This window comes from Thermaerobacter sp. PB12/4term, assembly GCF_003403315.2.
Lineage (GTDB): Bacteria > Bacillota > Sulfobacillia > Thermaerobacterales > Thermaerobacteraceae > Thermaerobacter.
The window spans coordinates 2,715,807-2,733,238 of the sequence record NZ_CP048407.1 but is presented as its reverse complement, the minus strand read 5'-3'; the positions used below and the strand labels follow the sequence as shown (position 1 = coordinate 2,733,238).

Here is a 17,432-nt window from a genome sequence, read left to right as displayed (position 1 = left end):
GGAGGGCCAGTGAGGGATGTCCCTGGATCGCCTGCGGGCGGCCCGGCGCCGCACCGTCGGTACCAAGCAGACCCTGAAGGCGGTCCTGAAGGGCGAGGCGTTGCAGGTTTACGTGGCCCGCGACGCGGAAGCCCACGTGGTGCGCGACCTGGTGCAGGCCTGCCAGGCGCGCGGCATCGCGGTGGAATACGTCGACACCATGCGCGAACTGGGAAGCGCTTGCCGGATCAAGGTCGGGGCCGCCTCCGCCGCCATTCTCGAAGAATGAGGCGGTGGCGGCCCCCTGGCCCGGGACGGGAAGGAGGTGACGCTCGATGCCGACGATCAACCAGCTGGTGCGCAAGGGGCGCGAGCGGGTGACCCGCCGGACGGGTGCGCCGGCGCTGCGGGGCAATCCCCAGAAGCGCGGCGTGTGCCTGCAGGTGCGCACCACGACGCCCAAGAAACCCAATTCCGCCCTGCGGAAGATCGCCCGGGTGCGCCTGACCAACGGCGTCGAGGTGACGGCCTACATCCCCGGTGAGGGCCACAACCTCCAGGAGCATTCGGTGGTGCTGGTCCACGGCGGTCGCGTGAAGGACCTGCCGGGCGTGCGCTATCAGATCATCCGGGGCGCGCTGGATGCTGCCGGGGTCGAGAAGCGCCGCCAGGGGCGGTCCAAGTACGGGGCCAAGCGGCCCAAGTCCTGACGGCTGTCGGCTGAATCACGGGCTCGCGGCCGGCGGGCGGCCCCTGCGGGCGCCCGCTGCCGGGCGCATCCTCGCCGCCGGTGGCCCTGCAGGCGCGGGGCGGGTTCGTCCCAGGAGCTGGCGAGGAATTTTTTACGCCCGGAGCGGGCGTCGTGGCGTGTCAGGGGCCGGGCTGGCCCTGGTGCCCAGGCCCGGCCGGCGGCAGCCGGCCAGCAGGACGGTATGGAGGGAGGAAGGGCATGCCCAGGCGAGGCAGGGTGCCACGGCGCCCGGTGGAGCCGGATCCCGTCTACGGCAGCGAGCGGGTGGCCCGGCTCATCAACAAGGTGATGTGGGACGGGAAGAAGAGCCTGGCCCAGCGCATCGTCTACCAGGCCTTCGAGCGCGTCGCCGCCAAGACCGGCCGGGATCCCCTCGAGGTTTTCGAGCAGGCGGTGCGCAACACCATGCCGGCGCTGGAGGTCCGCCCCCGGCGCGTGGGTGGTGCCACCTACCAGGTGCCCCTGGAGGTGCGGCCGGAGCGCCGCCTGTCCCTGGCGCTCCGGTGGCTGGTGGAATACGCCCGCCAGCGCAACGAGCGGACCATGGTGGAGCGTCTGGCCAATGAACTGATCGACGCCGCCAACAATACCGGTGGCGCCGTGCGCCGCAAGGAAGAGGTCCATCGCATGGCGGAAGCCAACCGCGCCTTTGCCCATTACCGCTGGTAAGCAGGCTGGCGGGCGGGCCGCCGGCCCGCGCCGGCGGCCGGGCGCGGCGGAGGAAGGAGGGACGACATGCCCCGGGAGTATCCCCTGGAGCGCACGCGCAACATCGGGATCGCCGCCCACATCGACGCGGGCAAGACCACGACCACGGAACGCATCCTCTACTACACGGGGCGCGTGCACCGGATGGGCGAGGTCCACGAAGGCGCCGCCACCATGGACTGGATGGTGCAGGAGCAGGAGCGCGGCATCACCATCACCTCCGCCGCCACCACCTGCTTCTGGCGGGATCACCGGATCAACATCATTGATACGCCCGGCCACGTGGACTTTACCGTCGAGGTGGAGCGCTCCCTGCGCGTTCTGGACGGCGTGATCGCCATCTTCGCCGCCCGCGGCGGCGTGGAGCCCCAGTCGGAGACGGTGTGGCGCCAGGCCAACAAGTACCGGGTGCCCCGCATCGCCTTCGTCAACAAGATGGACGTGGTCGGCGCCAACTTCTACCGCGTCCTGGACCAGATGCGGGAGCGGCTGGGCGCCAACCCGGTGGCCATCCAGCTGCCCATCGGCGTCGAGGACGGTTTTCAGGGCATCGTCGACTTGGTCGAGATGAAGGCCATCTTCTACCGCGATGACCTGGGGACCCGCTACGAGGCGGCGGAGATTCCGGCCGAGATGCAGGAGCAGGCCGCCGAGTACCGGGAGAAGCTGCTGGAGGCCGTGGCCGAGGTCGACGAGGAACTCATGATGAAGTACCTGGAGGGCGAGCCGATCTCCACCGACGAGATCCGCGCCGCCCTGCGCAAGGGCACGGTCAACCTCCAGCTGGTGCCGGTGCTGTGCGGCTCCGCTTACCGGAACAAGGGCGTCCAGCTGCTGCTGGATGCGGTGGTCGACTACCTGCCCTCGCCCCTGGACATCGCGGCGGTGCGCGGCACCGATCCCAAGACCGGCCAGGAGATCGAGCGCAGGGTCAGCGACGACGAGCCCTTCTCGGCGCTGGTCTTCAAGATCATGACCGACCCCTACGTGGGCAAGCTGGCCTTCTTCCGGGTCTACTCGGGCCACCTGAAGGCCGGCAGCTACGTGTACAACAGCAACAAGGGCCGGCAGGAGCGCATCGGCCGCATCGTGCGGATGCACGCCAACCACCGGGAAGAGGTCGATGAGGTCTGGACCGGCGACATCGCCGCCGCCGTCGGCCTCAAGGACACCATCACCGGCGAGACCCTGTGCGACCCCAACGCGCCCATCGTGCTGGAGTCCATGGAGTTCCCCGAGCCGGTGATCTCGGTGGCCATCGAGCCCAAGACCCAGGCCGATCAGGACAAGCTGGGCGAGTCGCTCAACAAGCTGGCGGAGGAGGACCCGACCTTCCGGGTCCACACCGACGAGGAAACGGGCCAGACCATCATCTCCGGCATGGGCGAGCTGCACCTGGAGATCATCGTCGACCGCCTGATGCGGGAGTTCAAGGTGCAGGCCAACGTGGGCAAGCCCCAGGTGGCTTACAAGGAGACCATCACCCGGCCGGCGCGGGCCGAGGGCAAGTACATCCGGCAGACCGGCGGCCGCGGCCAGTACGGCCACGTGGTGCTGGAGATCGAGCCCATGGAGCCCGGCTCCGGGTTCGAGTTCGTCAACAAGATCGTCGGTGGCGTGGTGCCCAAGGAGTACATCCCGGCGGTGGAAGCCGGCGTCCGGGAGGCGCTGGAGAACGGCATCCTGGCCGGCTATCCCATGCTGGACGTGCGGGTCACCCTGGTGGACGGCTCGTACCACGAGGTGGACTCCTCGGAGATGGCCTTCAAGATCGCGGGCTCCATGGGCCTGCGCAACGCGGCCCAGCAGGCGGGCCCGGTGCTGCTGGAGCCCATCATGAAGGTCGAAGTGGTGGTGCCCGAGCAGTACATGGGCGACGTCATCGGCGACATCAACGCCCGCCGCGGCCGGGTCGAGGGCATGGAGCCCGACGCCGGCGGGCTCCAGGTGATCCGGGCCCTGGTGCCGCTGGCGGAGATGTTCGGCTACGCCACGGACCTGCGGTCCAAGACCCAGGGGCGCGGCACCTACACCATGCAGTTCAGCCATTACGAGCAGGTGCCGCGCAACATTGCCGACCAGATCATCGAGGCTCGGGGCGACCGGGCCCGGGCGGCCCGCTAGCGGCCGGCGCGGACCGGCGGCGGTGGCGGGCGCAACCGGCGGCGGCTGGGCGAACTTGACCCCGGTAGCCCGGCGGCCGAAGGGCGCCAGAACCGGCCGAGCGGCAGCAGAACAGGATGCAAGGAGGCGATCACCCCATGGCCAAGGCCAAGTTCGAGCGGACGAAGCCGCACGTGAACGTGGGGACCATCGGGCACGTGGACCACGGGAAGACGACGCTGACGGCGGCGATCACGAAGGTGCTGGCGAAGCAGGGGAAGGCGCAGTTTGTGGCCTACGACCAGATTGACAAGGCGCCGGAGGAGAAGGAACGCGGGATCACGATTTCGGTGTCGCACGTGGAGTACGAGACGGAGAACCGGCACTATGCGCACGTGGACTGTCCGGGGCACGCGGACTACGTGAAGAACATGATCACGGGCGCGGCGCAGATGGACGGCGCGATTCTGGTGGTGTCGGCGGCGGACGGGCCGATGCCGCAGACACGGGAGCACATCTTGCTGGCGCGGCAGGTGGGCGTGCCGTACATCGTGGTGTTTTTGAACAAGGTGGACATGGTGGATGATCCGGAGCTTTTGGAGCTAGTGGAGCTGGAAGTGCGGGAGCTTCTGAGCCAGTATGACTTTCCGGGCGATGAGGTGCCGGTGATCAAGGGGTCGGCGCTGAAGGCGCTGGAAGGGGATGCGGAGGCGGAGCAGGCGATTTTGGAGCTGATGAAGGCGGTGGACACGTACGTTCCGACGCCGCAGCGGGACGTGGATAAGCCGTTCCTGATGCCGGTGGAGGACGTGTTCTCCATCACGGGCCGTGGCACGGTGGCGACGGGCCGCGTGGAGCGGGGCCGGGTGAAGGTGGGCGACGAGGTGGAGCTGGTGGGCTTCACCGACAAGCCGCGGAAGACGGTCGTGACGGGCGTGGAGATGTTCCGGAAGGTGCTGGACGAGGCGGTGGCGGGGGACAACATCGGGTGCCTGCTGCGGGGGATCGACAAGGACGAGGTGGAACGGGGCCAGGTGCTGGCCAAGCCGGGGACGATCAACCCGCACAAGAAGTTCATGGGGAACGTGTACGTGCTGAAGAAGGAAGAGGGCGGGCGGCACACGCCGTTCTTCAACGGGTACCGGCCGCAGTTCTACTTCCGGACGACGGACGTGACGGGGGAGATCAAGCTGCCCGAGGGCGTGGAGATGTGCATGCCCGGGGACAACATCGAGATGACGGTGGAACTGATCACCCCCATCGCCATCGAGGAAGGGCTGCGGTTCGCCATCCGCGAGGGCGGCCGCACCGTGGGCGCCGGCGTCGTCACCAAGATCCTGGAGTAGGTCCGGTTGGGACGAGAGCGCAAGGGGGGACCACCGATGGCCCGGCAAAAGATCCGGATCAAGCTGCGGGCGTTCGACCACGGCGTGCTCGACCAGTCGGCCGACAAGATCGTGGAGACCGCGCGGCGCACGGGGGCCAAGATCTCCGGGCCCGTACCGCTGCCCACGGAACGCAGCGTGTTCACGGTCCTGACGGCACCCAACGGCGAGAAGGACCACCGCGAGCAGTTCGAGATGCGCACCCACAAGCGCCTGATCGACATCATCGACCCGACGCCCAAGACCATCGATGCGCTGCGGCGGGTCGACCTGCCTGCCGGGGTCGACATCGAGATCAAGCTCTGAGCCGAGTCCTTGGCTTGGCCAGGCGTTTGGGCAAGGGGCAGGACGGCAAACGGAGGTGCAACCCATGGGCGTCGGCCTGTTGGGTCGCAAGCTGGGCATGACGCAGATCTACGACGACGAGGGCCGGGCGGTGCCGGTCACCGTGATCCAGGCGGGGCCCTGCGTGGTGGTGCAGACCCGCACTCCGGAGCGGGACGGTTACCGGGCAGTCCAGCTGGGCTTTGGCGAGATCAAGCCCCGCAAGGTGAACAAGCCGATGGCGGGCCACTTCGCCCGGGCCGGGGTGAATCCCGTGCGCGTGCTGCGGGAGTTCCGGCTGGAGGGCGAGGGGGAGCCCATGCCCGAAGTCGGCCAGCAGCTCACGGTGGAGCTGTTCAAGGCCGGGGAGTACGTGGACGTCACCGGGACCTCCAAGGGCAAGGGCTTCCTGGGCCCGGTGGCCCGGCACGGGTTCGGCCGGGGACCCATGAGCCACGGCTCCAAGTACCACCGCGGCCCCGGCTCCCTGGCGCCGTCGACCTTCCCCGGCCGGGTGTTCAAGGGGCGCCGGATGGCGGGCCGGACCGGCAACCGGCGGGTCACGGTGCGGGGCCTGCAGGTGGTGCGGGTGGATCCCGAACGCAACCTGCTGCTGGTGAAGGGCGCCGTACCCGGGCCGCGGGGTAGCGTGGTCGCCATCCGCAAGACCAACGTCCCGCGCAAGACGCGGCCGGCGTGAGGCCCGGCGGGCGGCGAAAGGAGGACAACCCCATGCCGAGGGTGGCGGTTTACAACACCCAGGGCGAGCGGGTCGGGGAGATCGAGCTGAGCGACGCGGTCTTCGGCGCCCCGGTGCGGGAGGCCCTGATGCACCAGGCTGTGGTCCGCTACCTGGCGAACCAGCGCCGGGGAACGGCGGCCACCAAGACCCGGGGCATGGTCTCGGGAGGCGGCCGCAAGCCCTGGCGGCAGAAGGGCACGGGCCGTGCCCGGCAGGGCAGCATCCGGGCGCCCCACTGGCGCAAGGGCGGCATCGTCTTCGGCCCCCAGCCGCGGGACTACACCCAGGACCTGCCCAAGAAGGCGCGCCGGGCCGCGTTGCGGTCCGCCCTGTCGGCCAAGGTGGCCGACGGCGAGCTGATCGTGCTGGAGGGGCTCGATGGCCTGGGGCTGGAGCGGCCTCGAACCCGCGAGATGGCGGCCCTGATCCGGCGCCTCGACCTGGAGGGCAAGCGGCCCCTGTTCGTCCTGGCGGAACCGAACAAGACGCTGTACCTGTCGGTGCGCAACCTGCCGGGGGCCGACACCGAGACGGTGGACCGGCTCAACGTCTATCAGGTGCTGCGCCACGGCCACGTGGTCCTGGCCCGGGAAGCCGTGGAGCGGGCGGAGGAGGTGCTGGGGGCATGATCACCGATCCCCATGATGTCATCCTGCGCCCGGTGATCACGGAGAAGAGCATGCAGCAGCTGGCCGACAACAAGTACACCTTTCTCGTGCACCCGAAGGCCAACAAGACCCAGATCAAGCGGGCCGTGGAACAGATCTTCAAGGTGCGGGTGGCCAAGGTGAACACCGTGCGGGTGCGGGGCAAGCTGCGCCGGGTCGGCCGGTTCGCCGGCTACCAGCCCGACGCCAAGAAGGCCATCGTCACCCTGGCGGAAGGGCACCGCATCAAGGAGTTCTTCGAGGACGTGTCCTGACGCGGGTGGTGAACCCGTGAGGCGTGGAGGGCGCCGGGCGCTGCCGGGCGCCCGAAGGGGGCTCTGACCATGGCGGTTCGCAAGTACAAGCCCACGTCCCCTGGCCGGCGCCAGATGACGGTGCTGGACTACAAGCAGATCGTCACCCGGGACGAACCGGAGAAGTCGCTGGTGGCGCCGCTGAAGAAGAAGGCGGGCCGCAACGCCCAGGGGCGCATCACCGTGCGCCACCGGGGCGGCGGGCACAAGCGGCTGTACCGCATCATCGACTTCAAGCGGGACAAGGACGGCGTGCCGGCCAGGGTGGCGTCCATCGAGTACGATCCCAACCGGACGGCCTTCATCGCCCTGCTGCATTACGCCGACGGCGAGAAGCGCTACATCCTGGCGCCCGTCGGCCTCAAGGTGGGCGACACCGTGATGTCCGGTCCCGACGCCGACATCCGGCCGGGCAACGCCCTGCCCCTGCGCAACATCCCCGTGGGCACCACGATCCACAACGTGGAGCTCAAGCCGGGCAAGGGCGGGCAGCTGGCCCGGGCCGCCGGTGCGGAGGTCCAGCTGGCGGCCAAGGAGGGCGACTATGCCCACCTGCGCCTGCCCTCGGGCGAGGTGCGGTTGGTCCGGCTGGAGTGCAAGGCGACCATCGGCCAGGTTGGCAACCTGGACCACGAGAACGTGACCATCGGCAAGGCGGGCCGGAGCCGTTGGCTGGGCCGCCGGCCCGCGGTCCGCGGTTCGGTGATGAACCCGGTGGACCACCCCCACGGCGGTGGCGAAGGCAAGGCGCCCATCGGCCGCCATCCGGTGACGCCGTGGGGCAAGCCGGCCCTGGGCAAGAAGACGCGCAAGAAGAAGCCCTCGGATCGCCTGATCGTCCGGCGCCGCAAGTAGGCCGGTTCGTCAGGTGCGGGTGCCCGGCCGCGGCCCGGCGGCCGGCGGCAGGGCGGGTCGCCCCGCAACGGGGGCGGGCCCGCCGCCCGGGGTGGAAGCCGTCAGCCCGGGTAAAGGAGGTGCAGGCTGGATGGGGCGATCGCTGAAGAAGGGGCCGTACGTCGACCCGAAGCTGCTGAAGAAGGTCCAGGCCCTGAACGAGAAGAACCAGCGCCGGGTCATCCGGACCTGGTCGCGGGACAGCACCATCGTGCCGGAGATGGTGGGGCACACCATCGCCGTGCATGACGGGCGGAAGCACGTCCCTGTCTACATCACCGAAGACATGATCGGTCACAAGCTGGGTGAGTTCGCGCCCACCCGCACCTTCCGCGGCCACGCCGACAAGACGGAGCGGCAGGCCCGGGTGCGGTGAGGGCGGGCCGCCAAGGAGGGAACACCATGGAGGCCCGGGCGGTGGCTCGATTCGTCCGGCTGTCGCCGCGCAAGGCGCGCCAGGTGGTGGACCTCGTCCGCGGCAAGCCCGTGGGCGAGGCTCTGACCCTGCTGCGCTTCACGCCCAAGCGGGCGGCGCGGATCGTGGAAAAGGTGGTTCGCTCGGCAGTGGCCAACGCCACCAACAACCACGACCTGGACGAGGACCGGCTTTACATTGTCAAGGCGTACGTGGACGAGGGGCCGCGGCTCAAGCGCTGGCGGCCGCGGGCGCGGGGGCGGGCTTTCCCCATCCTGAAGCCCACCAGCCACGTGACGGTGATCGTGGCGGAGAGAAAGGAGGGTTAAGGTGGGCCAGAAGACGCACCCGAAGGGGTTTCGCCTGGGTATCATTCGCGACTGGGATTCCCGCTGGTATGCCCGGCGGCAGGAGTTCGTCGACCTGCTCCTGGAGGACCAGCGCATCCGCCGGTACATCAAGAAGCGCCTGTATGACGCCGGCATCTCCCGGGTGGAGATCGAGCGCGCTGCCAACCGCATCCGCCTGACCATCCACGCCGGCAAGCCGGGTATGGTCATCGGCAAGGGCGGCACCGGCGTCGAGAGCCTCCGGCAGGAACTGGAGCGGATGACCGGCCGCCAGGTGGCCATCAACGTGGTCGAGGTCAAGGAGCCCGAGCTGGACGCCCAGCTGGTGGCCGAGAGCATCGCCGCCCAGATCCAGCGGCGCGTGGCCTGGCGGCGGGCCATGAAGCAGGCGTTGCAGCGGACCATGCGGGCGGGCGCCAAGGGCTGCAAGATCCGGGTATCCGGCCGCCTGGGCGGCGCCGAGATCTCCCGCAGCGAGTGGACGGCGGAGGGGTCGGTGCCCCTGCACACCCTGCGGGCCGACATCGACTACGGCCAGGCCGAGGCGTTCACCACCTACGGACAGATCGGCGTGAAGGTATGGATCAACCGCGGGGAGGTCCTGCCCGAGGCCAAGCGGCCGGCAGAGGCCGCCGAGCAGGGCGCCCAGGGAGGCCGATAAGCCATGTTGATGCCCAAGCGCGTCAAGTGGCGCAAGCAGCACCGCGGCCGGATGCGGGGTGTGGCCCAGCGGGGCAACACCGTGACCTTCGGCGAGTACGGTTTGCAGGCCCTGGAGCGGGGCTGGATCACCGACCGGCAGATCGAGGCGGCCCGCGTGGCCATGACCCGTTACATCCGCCGCGGTGGCAAGGTGTGGATCAAGATCTTTCCCGACAAGCCCGTGACCAAGAAGCCCGCCGAAACCCGCATGGGTAGCGGCAAGGGCAGCCCGGAGTACTGGGTGGCGGTGGTGAAGCCCGGCCGCGTCCTGTTCGAGATCGCCGGCGTGCCGGAAGAGACGGCCCGGGAGGCCATGCGGCTGGCGTCCCACAAGCTGCCCATCAAGACCAAGTTCGTCGCCCGCGCGGTGGGTGGTGAGGCCCATGAAGGCTAAGGAGCTGCGGGAACTGTCCGACGAGGAGCTGAACAAGAAGCTCCGCGACCTCAAGGAAGAGCTGTTCAACCTGCGGTTCCAGGCCGCCACCGGCCAGCTCGACAACCCCATGCGCCTGCGCCAGGTGCGGCGGGACATCGCCCGGGTTCAGACCATCCAGCGGCAGCGGGAGCTGGCTGCCCTGCGGGGCACCGGTAGCGAAGGGAGGTAATCCGGTCGATGGCCCAGGAACGGGGCAAGCGCAAGACGCGGGTCGGCGTGGTGGTCAGCGACAAGATGGACAAGACCGTGGTGGTGGCGGTAGAGTCGCTGGTGCCCCACCCGCTCTACGGGAAGCGCATTCGCCGCACCAAGAAGTTCATGGCCCACGACGAGAACAACGAATGCCGGGTGGGCGACAAGGTGCGGATCATGGAGACCCGCCCCCTGAGCCGCCACAAGCGGTGGCGGGTGGTGGAGATCCTGGATCGGCCGCAGCTGGCGGCCCTGGCCGCGGAGGACCTGCCGGAAGAAGAGCAGCCTCCAGCCTGAGCCGCTGGCCGCGCCGGCAAGGAGGGGTGACGGATGATCCAGCCGCAGTCGCGCCTGGTCGTCGCCGACAACACCGGCGCCAAAGAGCTGATGGTGATTCGCGTCCTGGGCGGTTCCGCGCGGCGGTACGGCAACATCGGCGACGTGGTGGTGGCATCGGTCAAGGCCGCGACGCCCGGGGGCGTGGTCAAGAAGGGTGACGTGGTGCGGGCGGTGGTGGTGCGCACCCGCCACGGCCTGCGCCGGGAGGACGGCACCCACATCCGCTTTGACGACAATGCGGCGGTGATCCTGCGGGACGCCCACGAGCCGCGGGGAACCCGCATCTTCGGCCCCGTGGCCCGGGAGCTGCGGGATAAGCAGTTCATGCGCATCATCTCCCTGGCGCCCGAGGTGTTGTGATCCGGCGGGCGTGCCCGGGAGGGGAGCCGCGCGGAAAGGGGGTCCCCCATGGCGCGCAAGATGACCATTCGCAAGGGCGATACGGTCCTGGTCATCGCCGGCAAGGACGCCGGCAAGAAGGGCAAGGTGCTGCGGGCCCTGCCCGCCGAGGAGCGGGTGGTGGTGGAGGGCGTCAACATCGTCAAGCGCCACCAGCGGCCGCGGCCCGGGGTGGTGCAGAGCGGCATCATCGAGCGCGAGGCGCCCATTCACCGCTCCAACGTGATGCTGGTCTGCCCCCGGTGCGGCCAGCCCACCCGCGTGGCCAAGAAGCAGCTGGACGACGGCCGCCGGGTCCGGGCCTGCAAGAAATGCGGCGAGGTCATCGACCGCTGAGGCCCTGCCCCGGCCCGGCCGGCTTCGTCCGCAAGGGCAGCAGCGAGACCGGCGCGAACGGCCGGCAGGGACCGGCGCGGCGCCGGCACGGGAGGGTACGACCATGGCCACCGTGGTGACCAACCTGAAGGAGAAGTACGAGAAGGAAGTCGTCCCGGCGCTGATGCAGCGCTTCGGGTACAGGAGCATCATGGAGGTCCCCCGCATCGAGAAGGTCGTCATCAACATGGGCGTGGGGGACGCCATCCAGAACCCGAAGCTCTTGGACTCGGCAGTGAAGGAGCTGGCCCTGATCACGGGGCAGCGGCCCATGGTGACCCGGGCCAAGAAGTCGATCTCCGCCTTCAAGGTGCGGGCGGGGATGCCCATCGGCTGCAAGGTGACCCTGCGCAAGCAGCGGATGTGGGACTTCCTGACCCGGCTGATCTTCTTGGCGCTGCCCCGGGTGCGCGACTTTCGCGGCCTCTCGCCCGACAGCTTTGACGGGCGTGGGAACTACTCCCTGGGGCTGCGGGAGCAGCTGATCTTCCCCGAGATCGACTACGACGACATCGAAAAGGTCCGGGGCATGGACGTGACCATCGTGACCACGGCCAAGACCGACGAGGAGGCGCGGGAGCTGCTGCGCCTGCTGGGCCTGCCATTCCGCCAGTGAGGAGGTGGCTTCATGGCGCGCAAGGCGCTGATCGTCAAGGCCAGCCGCGAGCCCAAGTTCGCCGTGCGCCGGCGCAACCGCTGCCGGATCTGCGGCCGGCCCCGCGGCTACATGCGGCGCTTCGGCCTGTGCCGGCACTGCTTCCGGCAGCTGGCCCACCGCGGCGAGATCCCGGGCGTGAAGAAGGCCAGCTGGTGAGCTCCCGGCGTAGCGGGAAAGGGGGTTCTGCCCATGACCATGACCGACCCCATCGCGGATATGCTGGCGCGGATCCGCAACGCGTACACCGTGGGGCATGAGCGGGTCGACGTGCCGGGGTCCAAGATCAAGCGAGCCATCGCGGACATCTTGAAGCAGGAAGGGTTCATCCACGACTACCAGCGGATCGATGACGGCAAGCAGGGGGTGATCCGCATCTTCCTCAAGTACGGTCCGGGCAAGAAGCGGGTCATCCAGGGGCTCAAGCGCATCTCCCGGCCCGGGCGGCGGATCTATGCCCGCAAGGACCAGATCCCGCGGGTGCTGGGCGGGCTCGGCATCGCGGTGCTCTCCACCTCCCGGGGCATCATGACCGACAAGCAAGCCCGGGCGGAGGGCGTCGGCGGCGAGGTGCTGTGCTACATCTGGTAAGGGCCCGGCGCGGGAATCTGGCAGCGGGAGGTGGATTGCGTGTCGCGGGTTGGCAAGAAGCCCATCCCCATTCCCCAGGGGGTCCAGGTGACCGTCCAGGGGAACGTGGTGCGGGTCAAGGGCCCCAAGGGTGAACTGGAGCGCACCATCCCCGCCGGCCTGGACGTGGTGATCGAAGACGGCACGGTGGAGGTGCGCCGCCAGGACGACGAGCGGGAGCGCCGGGCACTGCACGGCCTTTTCCGCACCCTGCTGGCCAACATGGTGACCGGCGTGACCCAGGGTTACGAGCGTTCCCTCACCCTGGAGGGGACCGGCTACCGCGCCACCAAGCAGGGGCGGAAGCTGGTCATGAGCCTGGGCTACTCGCACCCGGTGGAGTACACGCCGCCGGAGGGCATCGAGATCGACGTCCCGGCGGCCAACACCGTGGTGGTCCGGGGCATCGACAAGGAACTGGTGGGCAACGTGGCGGCCACCATCCGGGCCAAGCGGCCTCTCAGCCGGTTCCGGTACGCCGACGGGCCCCGGGGCATCCGGTACACCGACGAGCGGGTGGCCCTGCGGCCGGCGAAGACCGGCAAGTAAGGCTGCCCAGGCACCAAGGGCCCATGCAGACGAGGTTCAGCAGGCTCACGCCGACGAGGCTCAGCAATTGAAGGAACGGGGTGTCCGAAATGGCGCGGAAGCCCAAGACGCGCGAGGAAGCCCGCGACCGCCGGCACCGGCGGGTTCGCAAGAAGGTCCTCGGAACGGCCGAGCGCCCGCGCCTCAACGTCTTCCGGAGCCTGAAGCACATCTACGCCCAGGTGATCGACGACGAAGCGGGCGTCACCCTGGTCGCCGCTTCGACGGTGGAACCGGAGCTCCGCGAAGCGGTGGGAGGCTACGGCGGCAACGTGGAGGCGGCCAAGGTGGTCGGGAGGGCCATCGCCCAGCGGGCCCTGGCCCGGGGTATCACCAAGGTGGTCTTCGATCGCGGCGGCTACAAGTATCACGGCCGGGTCAAGGCCCTGGCGGAGGCGGCCCGGGAAGCGGGTCTGGACTTCTAAGGCTCCGCAGGGAAAGGAGGGGACGGCGTGGCGCGTCATCGCAGGCGGCAGCAGGACGGGGACGAGCTGCAGGAGCGGCTGGTCGCCATCAACCGCGTGGCCAAGGTGGTCAAGGGTGGCCGGCGCTTCAACTTCAGCGCCCTGGTGGTGGTCGGCGACGGCAACGGCCGGGTGGGCGTCGGCATGGGCAAGGCGGCCGAGATTCCCGACGCCATCCGCAAGGCGGTGCAGAAGGCGAAGAAGAGCATGATCGAAGTGCCCCGGGTCGGCACCACCATCCCGCATCCCGTGGTGGGCGAGTTTGGCGCGGGGCGCGTGCTGATGAAGCCGGCGGCCCCGGGCACGGGGGTCATCGCCGGCGGCGCCGTGCGGGCGGTGCTGGAGCTGGCGGGGATTCGCGATGTGCTGACCAAGTCCCTGGGCTCCAGCAACCCGGCCAACGTGGTGTACGCCACCATGGAAGGTCTCAAGTCCCTGCGCAGCGCCGAGGAAGTGGCCCGGCTGCGGGGCAAGCCCGTCGAGCAGCTGATCGGCTGAGGCTTGCGCAGCCGGGGTTCACCCGCGATCCGCGCCGGTTCGTCCGGCCGGCGCGGGCCGGCTTTGAGTCCGGACGACGGGGGTTGGAAGCATGGCGGGATTGCATGAGCTGAGGCCCGCACCCGGCGCCCGGCACCGCCCCAAGCGGGTGGGCCGCGGGATCGGTTCGGGCCATGGGAAGACGGCGGGCCGCGGTACCAAGGGCCAGAAGGCCCGGTCGGGCGGCGCCAAGGGGCCAGGCTTCGAAGGCGGCCAGATGCCCCTGCAGCGGCGCATCCCCAAGCGGGGCTTCACCAACGCGCCCTTCAAGAAGGAATACGCCGTGGTGAACGTGGAGACGCTGAACCGGTTCGAGCCGGGCACCGAGGTCACCCCGGAGCTGTTGCAGGAGCGGGGCATCGTCAAGGATGCCCGGGACGGCATCAAGATCCTGGGTGACGGCGAGCTCAAGGTGGCCCTCACGGTGCGGGTCCACAAGTTCAGCGCGTCGGCTCGCGCCAAGATCGAGCAGGCGGGCGGCCGGGCCGAGGTGATCTGAAATGCTGGCCAACCTGGGCCGGGCCGTCAAGATCGAGGACCTGCGCGGGCGCATCCTGTTCACCCTGGCCATGCTGCTGGTCTTCCGGCTGGGGGTCCACGTGCCCACCCCTGGCGTGATTGCCGAGCGGGTGGCGCCGCTCTTCGCCACGGGCTCGATCTTCCAGCTGCTGGACCTGTTCGCGGGCGGCGCCCTGGCCACCGTCTCGGTGTTCGCCATGAGCATCACGCCCTACATCAACTCGTCCATCATCGTCCAGCTGCTGACGGTGGTGATCCCCCGGCTGGAGGAACTGGCCAAGGAGGGCGAGGAGGGTCGCCGCAAGCTCACCCAGCTCACCCGGTACGGCACCGTGGTCATGGCCTTGCTGCAGGCCGGCGGCATCGCCTTCTACCTCAACCGGGCCGGGGCCCTGGAATGGCCGGGCCTGCCCGGCATGGCGGTGGTGGCCATCACCCTGACGGCCGGCACCGTCCTTTTGATGTGGGTCGGCGAGCAGATCACCGACAAGGGCATCGGCAACGGGATCAGCCTGCTGATCTTTGCCGGCATCGTCTCCCGCCTGCCCCACGGGCTGGTCACCCTGGCCGAGATGTGGCGGGCCGGGTCCGTCAACCTGTTCCAGATCCTCCTGCTGGTGATCCTGGGGCTGGTGGTCATCGTGGCCGTGGTCTGGGTGACCGAGGGCCAGCGGCGGATCCCCGTGCAGTACGCCAAGCGGGTGGTGGGCCGGCGCATCTACGGCGGCCAGAGCACCCACATCCCCATCCGGGTGAACCAGGCCGGGGTGATCCCTGTGATCTTCGCCGCCTCGCTGGTCGGCCTGCCCCTGACGGTGGCCGGGTTCTTCCCGCGGGCGGGCTGGGCCCAGTTCCTGGCGCGGTGGTTCGACTGGGGGACGCCGCTCAACACCGCGGTGTACTTCTGGTTGATCGTGGGCTTCACGTTCTTCTACACGGCCATCACGTTCAACCCCCAGGACATTGCCGACAACCTGCGCAAGTACGGCGGTTACATCCCCGGCCTGCGGCCGGGCCGGCCGACGGCGGAGTACCTGGCCCGGGTGGTCACCCGCATCACCGTCTTCGGCGCGCTGTTCCTGGCGCTGATCTCCGTCCTGCCCCTCCTGGTGCGGGGCGTGACCAACATCGCATCCATATACTTTGGCGGAACGGCCCTGCTCATCGTGGTGGGCGTCGCTCTGGAGACCATGAAGCAGATCGAAGCCCACCTGCTGATGCGCCAGTACCAGGGCTTCATGAAGCGCTGAGGCCCGCCGGCCGGTGGAACCGGCCCGGGCCTCGGCCCTTGCCGGACGCGGTGGCCGCTGCCGGGGTGGCGCGGGCCGGCGGGGCCGTAGCCGGCGGTACCCCGCCGGCGGGGGCCGGGGGCGGCGCCGTCCCCCCGGCGGGTGACGAGTCCGGTGGAGCGGTGGTTGGGGCAGGAAAGGCCGGTTGGAAGCCGGCCGGGATCGGCTGAAGCAGGACGCCCGGCGCCCGGCGGCGGGAACCCGGCGGGTCGCCGGCGGGGCCTGGTAGGGGCCCTGGTGGGGAGGGGTAACGTGCGCTGGATCTTTCTGGGCCCGCCTGGCGCGGGGAAGGGAACCCAGGCGGCGCGCCTGGCCCAGCGGGCCGGCGTGCCCCAGATCGCCACGGGGGACATGTTCCGCGCTGCGGTGCGGGAAGGGACGCCGCTGGGGCTGGAAGCCAAGCGCTACATGGAGGCGGGCCAGCTGGTGCCCGATGAGGTGACCCTGGGCCTGGTCCGGGAGCGGCTGGCGCAGCCCGACTGCCGCAACGGGTTCCTGCTGGACGGGTTCCCGCGCACCGTGCCCCAGGCGGAAGGCCTCAACGAGGTGCTGGCAGGGCTGGGTGTCCGCCTGGACGGGGTCCTGTACTTCGACGTGCCCGATGCGGTGGTGGTGGAGCGCCTCAGCGGCCGGCGCGTCTGCCCCGCCTGTGGAGCGACCTATCACGTCCGCTTCGAGCCGCCGCAGGTGGAGGGGCGCTGCGATCGCTGCGGTGCGGAGCTGGTGCAGCGCTCCGACGACCGGGAGGAGACGGTGCGGCAGCGGCTGGCGGTATACCGCCAGCAGACGGAACCCCTGGTCCGCTACTACCGGGAGGCCGGCCTTCTGCACACCTTGGACGCGGGCCAGCCCATCGACGCGGTGGAAGCGGAGATCGCCCGGATCACGGGGGTTGGCGCATGATCGAGCTCAAGTCGGAGCGGGAGATCCGGTACATGCGGGAGGCGGGGCGGGTCGTGGCCGCCGTCCTGAGGGAACTGGCGGCTGCCCTACGCCCGGGGATCACCACGGCAGAGCTGGACCGGCTGGCCGAGCGCCTGATCCGGGAGGCGGGGGCGGAGCCGGCCTTCAAGGGCTATCAGGGCTTTCCGGCCAGCATCTGCACGTCCATCAACGATGAGGTGGTCCACGGCATCCCCAGCCCCCACCGGGTGATCCGGGAAGGGGACCTGGTCTCCATCGACGTGGGCGCGCGCTACCACGGCTACTACGGCGACTCGGCCGCCACCTTCGCGGTGGGAGAGGTTTCCCCCGAAGCCCGGCGGCTGCTGGAGGTCACCCGGGAATCCCTGGCCCGGGGGATCGCCGCCGCCCGCGCCGGCAACCGGCTGGGCGACATCGGGTATGCCGTGCAGGAGTACGTGGAGGCCGCGGGCTTCTCCGTGGTCCGGGACTATGCCGGCCACGGCATCGGGCGGGCCATGCACGAAGATCCCCAGGTGCCCAATTACGGGCGGCCCGGCACCGGCCTGCGCCTGCGGCCCGGCCTGGTGATCGCCATCGAGCCCATGGTCAACGCCGGTGGCCACGCGGTCCGGACGGACCCCGACGGCTGGACGGTGCGCACCGCCGACGGCAGCCTGTCCGCCCATTTCGAGCATACGGTGCTGATCACCGGCGGCGAGCCGGAGGTCCTGACGGGCGGTGCCTTCTGAACCGCATACCGACAATGGCGGCCAGGACCGGAATCTTGAG

Annotated in this window: 28 protein-coding genes; all 28 read left to right on the top strand. The window is 69.8% G+C overall.

What is annotated here, in order from left to right; genetic code table 11:
• Nucleotides 1–16 precede the first annotated feature (16 nt).
• Entirely contained in the window at nt 17–268 is a 252-nt protein-coding gene (locus tag DYI95_RS11515; RefSeq protein WP_006902827.1) for a ribosomal L7Ae/L30e/S12e/Gadd45 family protein, read from the top strand.
• A 46-nt stretch (nt 269–314) separates the two neighbouring features.
• Nucleotides 315–689, top strand: a complete 375-nt coding sequence (rpsL, locus tag DYI95_RS11510) for a 30S ribosomal protein S12 (RefSeq protein ID WP_006902828.1) — start codon at nt 315–317, stop codon at nt 687–689.
• Between the two features lie 239 nt (nt 690–928).
• Nucleotides 929–1,399, top strand: coding sequence for a 30S ribosomal protein S7 (gene rpsG, locus DYI95_RS11505; RefSeq protein ID WP_006902829.1), 471 nt, complete (start codon nt 929–931; stop codon nt 1,397–1,399).
• 66 nt (nt 1,400–1,465) lie between these two features.
• Entirely contained in the window at nt 1,466–3,562 is a 2,097-nt protein-coding gene (fusA, locus tag DYI95_RS11500) for an elongation factor G (protein ID WP_116899627.1), read from the top strand.
• 137 nt (nt 3,563–3,699) lie between these two features.
• Entirely contained in the window at nt 3,700–4,887 is a 1,188-nt protein-coding gene (gene tuf / locus DYI95_RS11495) for an elongation factor Tu (RefSeq protein WP_164581359.1), read from the top strand.
• Between the two features lie 36 nt (nt 4,888–4,923).
• On the top strand, nt 4,924–5,232 hold the full coding sequence (gene rpsJ, locus DYI95_RS11490) for a 30S ribosomal protein S10 (protein WP_006902832.1): 309 nt from the start codon (nt 4,924–4,926) through the stop codon (nt 5,230–5,232).
• Between the two features lie 64 nt (nt 5,233–5,296).
• Complete coding sequence (gene rplC / locus DYI95_RS11485) at nt 5,297–5,950, top strand: 50S ribosomal protein L3 (RefSeq protein ID WP_116899695.1); 654 nt, start codon at nt 5,297–5,299, stop codon at nt 5,948–5,950.
• Nucleotides 5,951–5,982: 32 nt separating this feature from the next.
• Nucleotides 5,983–6,621, top strand: a complete 639-nt coding sequence (gene rplD, locus DYI95_RS11480) for a 50S ribosomal protein L4 (RefSeq protein ID WP_116899696.1) — start codon at nt 5,983–5,985, stop codon at nt 6,619–6,621.
• The gene (gene rplW / locus DYI95_RS11475) at nt 6,618–6,914 is read left to right on the top strand and encodes a 50S ribosomal protein L23 (protein WP_006902835.1); all 297 of its coding nucleotides are present in this window, start codon (nt 6,618–6,620) and stop codon (nt 6,912–6,914) included. Before rplD ends, rplW begins: the two co-directional genes overlap by 4 nt.
• A gap of 69 nt (nt 6,915–6,983) precedes the next feature.
• Nucleotides 6,984–7,808: a 50S ribosomal protein L2 gene (rplB, locus tag DYI95_RS11470; protein ID WP_116899697.1), complete on the top strand. Its 825-nt coding sequence runs from the start codon at nt 6,984–6,986 to the stop codon at nt 7,806–7,808.
• Nucleotides 7,809–7,938: 130 nt separating this feature from the next.
• The gene (rpsS, locus tag DYI95_RS11465) at nt 7,939–8,223 is read left to right on the top strand and encodes a 30S ribosomal protein S19 (protein ID WP_116899698.1); all 285 of its coding nucleotides are present in this window, start codon (nt 7,939–7,941) and stop codon (nt 8,221–8,223) included.
• Nucleotides 8,224–8,249: 26 nt separating this feature from the next.
• Nucleotides 8,250–8,591 (top strand): 50S ribosomal protein L22, encoded by a 342-nt coding sequence (rplV, locus tag DYI95_RS11460; RefSeq protein WP_006902838.1) that lies wholly within the window; start codon nt 8,250–8,252, stop codon nt 8,589–8,591.
• A gap of 1 nt (nt 8,592) precedes the next feature.
• Complete coding sequence (gene rpsC, locus DYI95_RS11455; protein ID WP_006902840.1) at nt 8,593–9,273, top strand: 30S ribosomal protein S3; 681 nt, start codon at nt 8,593–8,595, stop codon at nt 9,271–9,273.
• A 3-nt stretch (nt 9,274–9,276) separates the two neighbouring features.
• Nucleotides 9,277–9,708 (top strand): 50S ribosomal protein L16, encoded by a 432-nt coding sequence (gene rplP, locus DYI95_RS11450; RefSeq protein WP_006902841.1) that lies wholly within the window; start codon nt 9,277–9,279, stop codon nt 9,706–9,708.
• Nucleotides 9,698–9,919, top strand: coding sequence for a 50S ribosomal protein L29 (gene rpmC, locus DYI95_RS11445; RefSeq protein ID WP_006902842.1), 222 nt, complete (start codon nt 9,698–9,700; stop codon nt 9,917–9,919). Before rplP ends, rpmC begins: the two co-directional genes overlap by 11 nt.
• 8 nt (nt 9,920–9,927) lie before the next feature.
• Nucleotides 9,928–10,239, top strand: a complete 312-nt coding sequence (gene rpsQ / locus DYI95_RS11440) for a 30S ribosomal protein S17 (protein WP_006902843.1) — start codon at nt 9,928–9,930, stop codon at nt 10,237–10,239.
• 33 nt (nt 10,240–10,272) lie between these two features.
• Nucleotides 10,273–10,641 (top strand): 50S ribosomal protein L14, encoded by a 369-nt coding sequence (rplN, locus tag DYI95_RS11435; RefSeq protein ID WP_006902844.1) that lies wholly within the window; start codon nt 10,273–10,275, stop codon nt 10,639–10,641.
• Nucleotides 10,642–10,689: 48 nt separating this feature from the next.
• On the top strand, nt 10,690–11,016 hold the full coding sequence (gene rplX / locus DYI95_RS11430; protein ID WP_006902845.1) for a 50S ribosomal protein L24: 327 nt from the start codon (nt 10,690–10,692) through the stop codon (nt 11,014–11,016).
• A 115-nt stretch (nt 11,017–11,131) separates the two neighbouring features.
• Nucleotides 11,132–11,671 (top strand): 50S ribosomal protein L5, encoded by a 540-nt coding sequence (gene rplE, locus DYI95_RS11425; protein WP_116899879.1) that lies wholly within the window; start codon nt 11,132–11,134, stop codon nt 11,669–11,671.
• A gap of 12 nt (nt 11,672–11,683) precedes the next feature.
• Nucleotides 11,684–11,869, top strand: a complete 186-nt coding sequence (locus DYI95_RS11420; protein WP_116899699.1) for a type Z 30S ribosomal protein S14 — start codon at nt 11,684–11,686, stop codon at nt 11,867–11,869.
• Nucleotides 11,870–11,902: 33 nt separating this feature from the next.
• Nucleotides 11,903–12,301 carry a 30S ribosomal protein S8 gene (gene rpsH, locus DYI95_RS11415; protein ID WP_116899700.1) on the top strand — a complete coding sequence of 133 codons (399 nt, stop codon included), beginning with the start codon at nt 11,903–11,905 and terminating at the stop codon, nt 12,299–12,301.
• A gap of 39 nt (nt 12,302–12,340) precedes the next feature.
• Entirely contained in the window at nt 12,341–12,889 is a 549-nt protein-coding gene (gene rplF, locus DYI95_RS11410) for a 50S ribosomal protein L6 (protein WP_116899701.1), read from the top strand.
• Nucleotides 12,890–12,978: 89 nt separating this feature from the next.
• Entirely contained in the window at nt 12,979–13,353 is a 375-nt protein-coding gene (rplR, locus tag DYI95_RS11405) for a 50S ribosomal protein L18 (protein ID WP_116899880.1), read from the top strand.
• Between the two features lie 27 nt (nt 13,354–13,380).
• Nucleotides 13,381–13,890, top strand: coding sequence for a 30S ribosomal protein S5 (rpsE, locus tag DYI95_RS11400; protein WP_006902853.1), 510 nt, complete (start codon nt 13,381–13,383; stop codon nt 13,888–13,890).
• A 91-nt stretch (nt 13,891–13,981) separates the two neighbouring features.
• Nucleotides 13,982–14,428, top strand: a complete 447-nt coding sequence (rplO, locus tag DYI95_RS11395; RefSeq protein WP_116899702.1) for a 50S ribosomal protein L15 — start codon at nt 13,982–13,984, stop codon at nt 14,426–14,428.
• A 1-nt stretch (nt 14,429) separates the two neighbouring features.
• A complete protein-coding gene (gene secY / locus DYI95_RS11390; protein ID WP_116899703.1) occupies nt 14,430–15,698 on the top strand; it encodes a preprotein translocase subunit SecY in 1,269 nt (422 codons plus the stop codon).
• Between the two features lie 291 nt (nt 15,699–15,989).
• On the top strand, nt 15,990–16,640 hold the full coding sequence (locus DYI95_RS11385; RefSeq protein ID WP_116899704.1) for an adenylate kinase: 651 nt from the start codon (nt 15,990–15,992) through the stop codon (nt 16,638–16,640).
• Entirely contained in the window at nt 16,637–17,392 is a 756-nt protein-coding gene (gene map, locus DYI95_RS11380) for a type I methionyl aminopeptidase (protein ID WP_116899705.1), read from the top strand. Before DYI95_RS11385 ends, map begins: the two co-directional genes overlap by 4 nt.
• Nucleotides 17,393–17,432 lie beyond the last annotated feature (40 nt).

Bases quoted from the DNA above. Each gene is read 5' to 3' on its own strand.
- rpsQ (WP_006902843.1), top strand. From the start codon at position 9,928: ATGGCCCAGGAACGGGGCAAGCGCAAGACGCGGGTCGGCGTGGTGGTC.
- rplO (WP_116899702.1), top strand. From the start codon at position 13,982: ATGGCGGGATTGCATGAGCTGAGGCCCGCACCCGGCGCCCGGCACCGC.
- rpsG (WP_006902829.1), top strand. From the start codon at position 929: ATGCCCAGGCGAGGCAGGGTGCCACGGCGCCCGGTGGAGCCGGATCCC.
- rplC (WP_116899695.1), top strand. From the start codon at position 5,297: ATGGGCGTCGGCCTGTTGGGTCGCAAGCTGGGCATGACGCAGATCTAC.
- rpsS (WP_116899698.1), top strand. From the start codon at position 7,939: ATGGGGCGATCGCTGAAGAAGGGGCCGTACGTCGACCCGAAGCTGCTG.
- rplR (WP_116899880.1), top strand. From the start codon at position 12,979: ATGGCGCGGAAGCCCAAGACGCGCGAGGAAGCCCGCGACCGCCGGCAC.
- secY (WP_116899703.1), top strand. From the start codon at position 14,430: ATGCTGGCCAACCTGGGCCGGGCCGTCAAGATCGAGGACCTGCGCGGG.
- fusA (WP_116899627.1), top strand. From the start codon at position 1,466: ATGCCCCGGGAGTATCCCCTGGAGCGCACGCGCAACATCGGGATCGCC.
- rpsH (WP_116899700.1), top strand. From the start codon at position 11,903: ATGACCATGACCGACCCCATCGCGGATATGCTGGCGCGGATCCGCAAC.
- rplN (WP_006902844.1), top strand. From the start codon at position 10,273: ATGATCCAGCCGCAGTCGCGCCTGGTCGTCGCCGACAACACCGGCGCC.
- rplP (WP_006902841.1), top strand. From the start codon at position 9,277: ATGTTGATGCCCAAGCGCGTCAAGTGGCGCAAGCAGCACCGCGGCCGG.
- map (WP_116899705.1), top strand. From the start codon at position 16,637: ATGATCGAGCTCAAGTCGGAGCGGGAGATCCGGTACATGCGGGAGGCG.
- rplB (WP_116899697.1), top strand. From the start codon at position 6,984: ATGGCGGTTCGCAAGTACAAGCCCACGTCCCCTGGCCGGCGCCAGATG.
- rplV (WP_006902838.1), top strand. From the start codon at position 8,250: ATGGAGGCCCGGGCGGTGGCTCGATTCGTCCGGCTGTCGCCGCGCAAG.
- rpmC (WP_006902842.1), top strand. From the start codon at position 9,698: ATGAAGGCTAAGGAGCTGCGGGAACTGTCCGACGAGGAGCTGAACAAG.
- rplW (WP_006902835.1), top strand. From the start codon at position 6,618: ATGATCACCGATCCCCATGATGTCATCCTGCGCCCGGTGATCACGGAG.
- tuf (WP_164581359.1), top strand. From the start codon at position 3,700: ATGGCCAAGGCCAAGTTCGAGCGGACGAAGCCGCACGTGAACGTGGGG.
- rpsJ (WP_006902832.1), top strand. From the start codon at position 4,924: ATGGCCCGGCAAAAGATCCGGATCAAGCTGCGGGCGTTCGACCACGGC.
- rpsL (WP_006902828.1), top strand. From the start codon at position 315: ATGCCGACGATCAACCAGCTGGTGCGCAAGGGGCGCGAGCGGGTGACC.
- DYI95_RS11420 (WP_116899699.1), top strand. From the start codon at position 11,684: ATGGCGCGCAAGGCGCTGATCGTCAAGGCCAGCCGCGAGCCCAAGTTC.
- rplD (WP_116899696.1), top strand. From the start codon at position 5,983: ATGCCGAGGGTGGCGGTTTACAACACCCAGGGCGAGCGGGTCGGGGAG.
- DYI95_RS11515 (WP_006902827.1), top strand. From the start codon at position 17: ATGTCCCTGGATCGCCTGCGGGCGGCCCGGCGCCGCACCGTCGGTACC.
- rplX (WP_006902845.1), top strand. From the start codon at position 10,690: ATGGCGCGCAAGATGACCATTCGCAAGGGCGATACGGTCCTGGTCATC.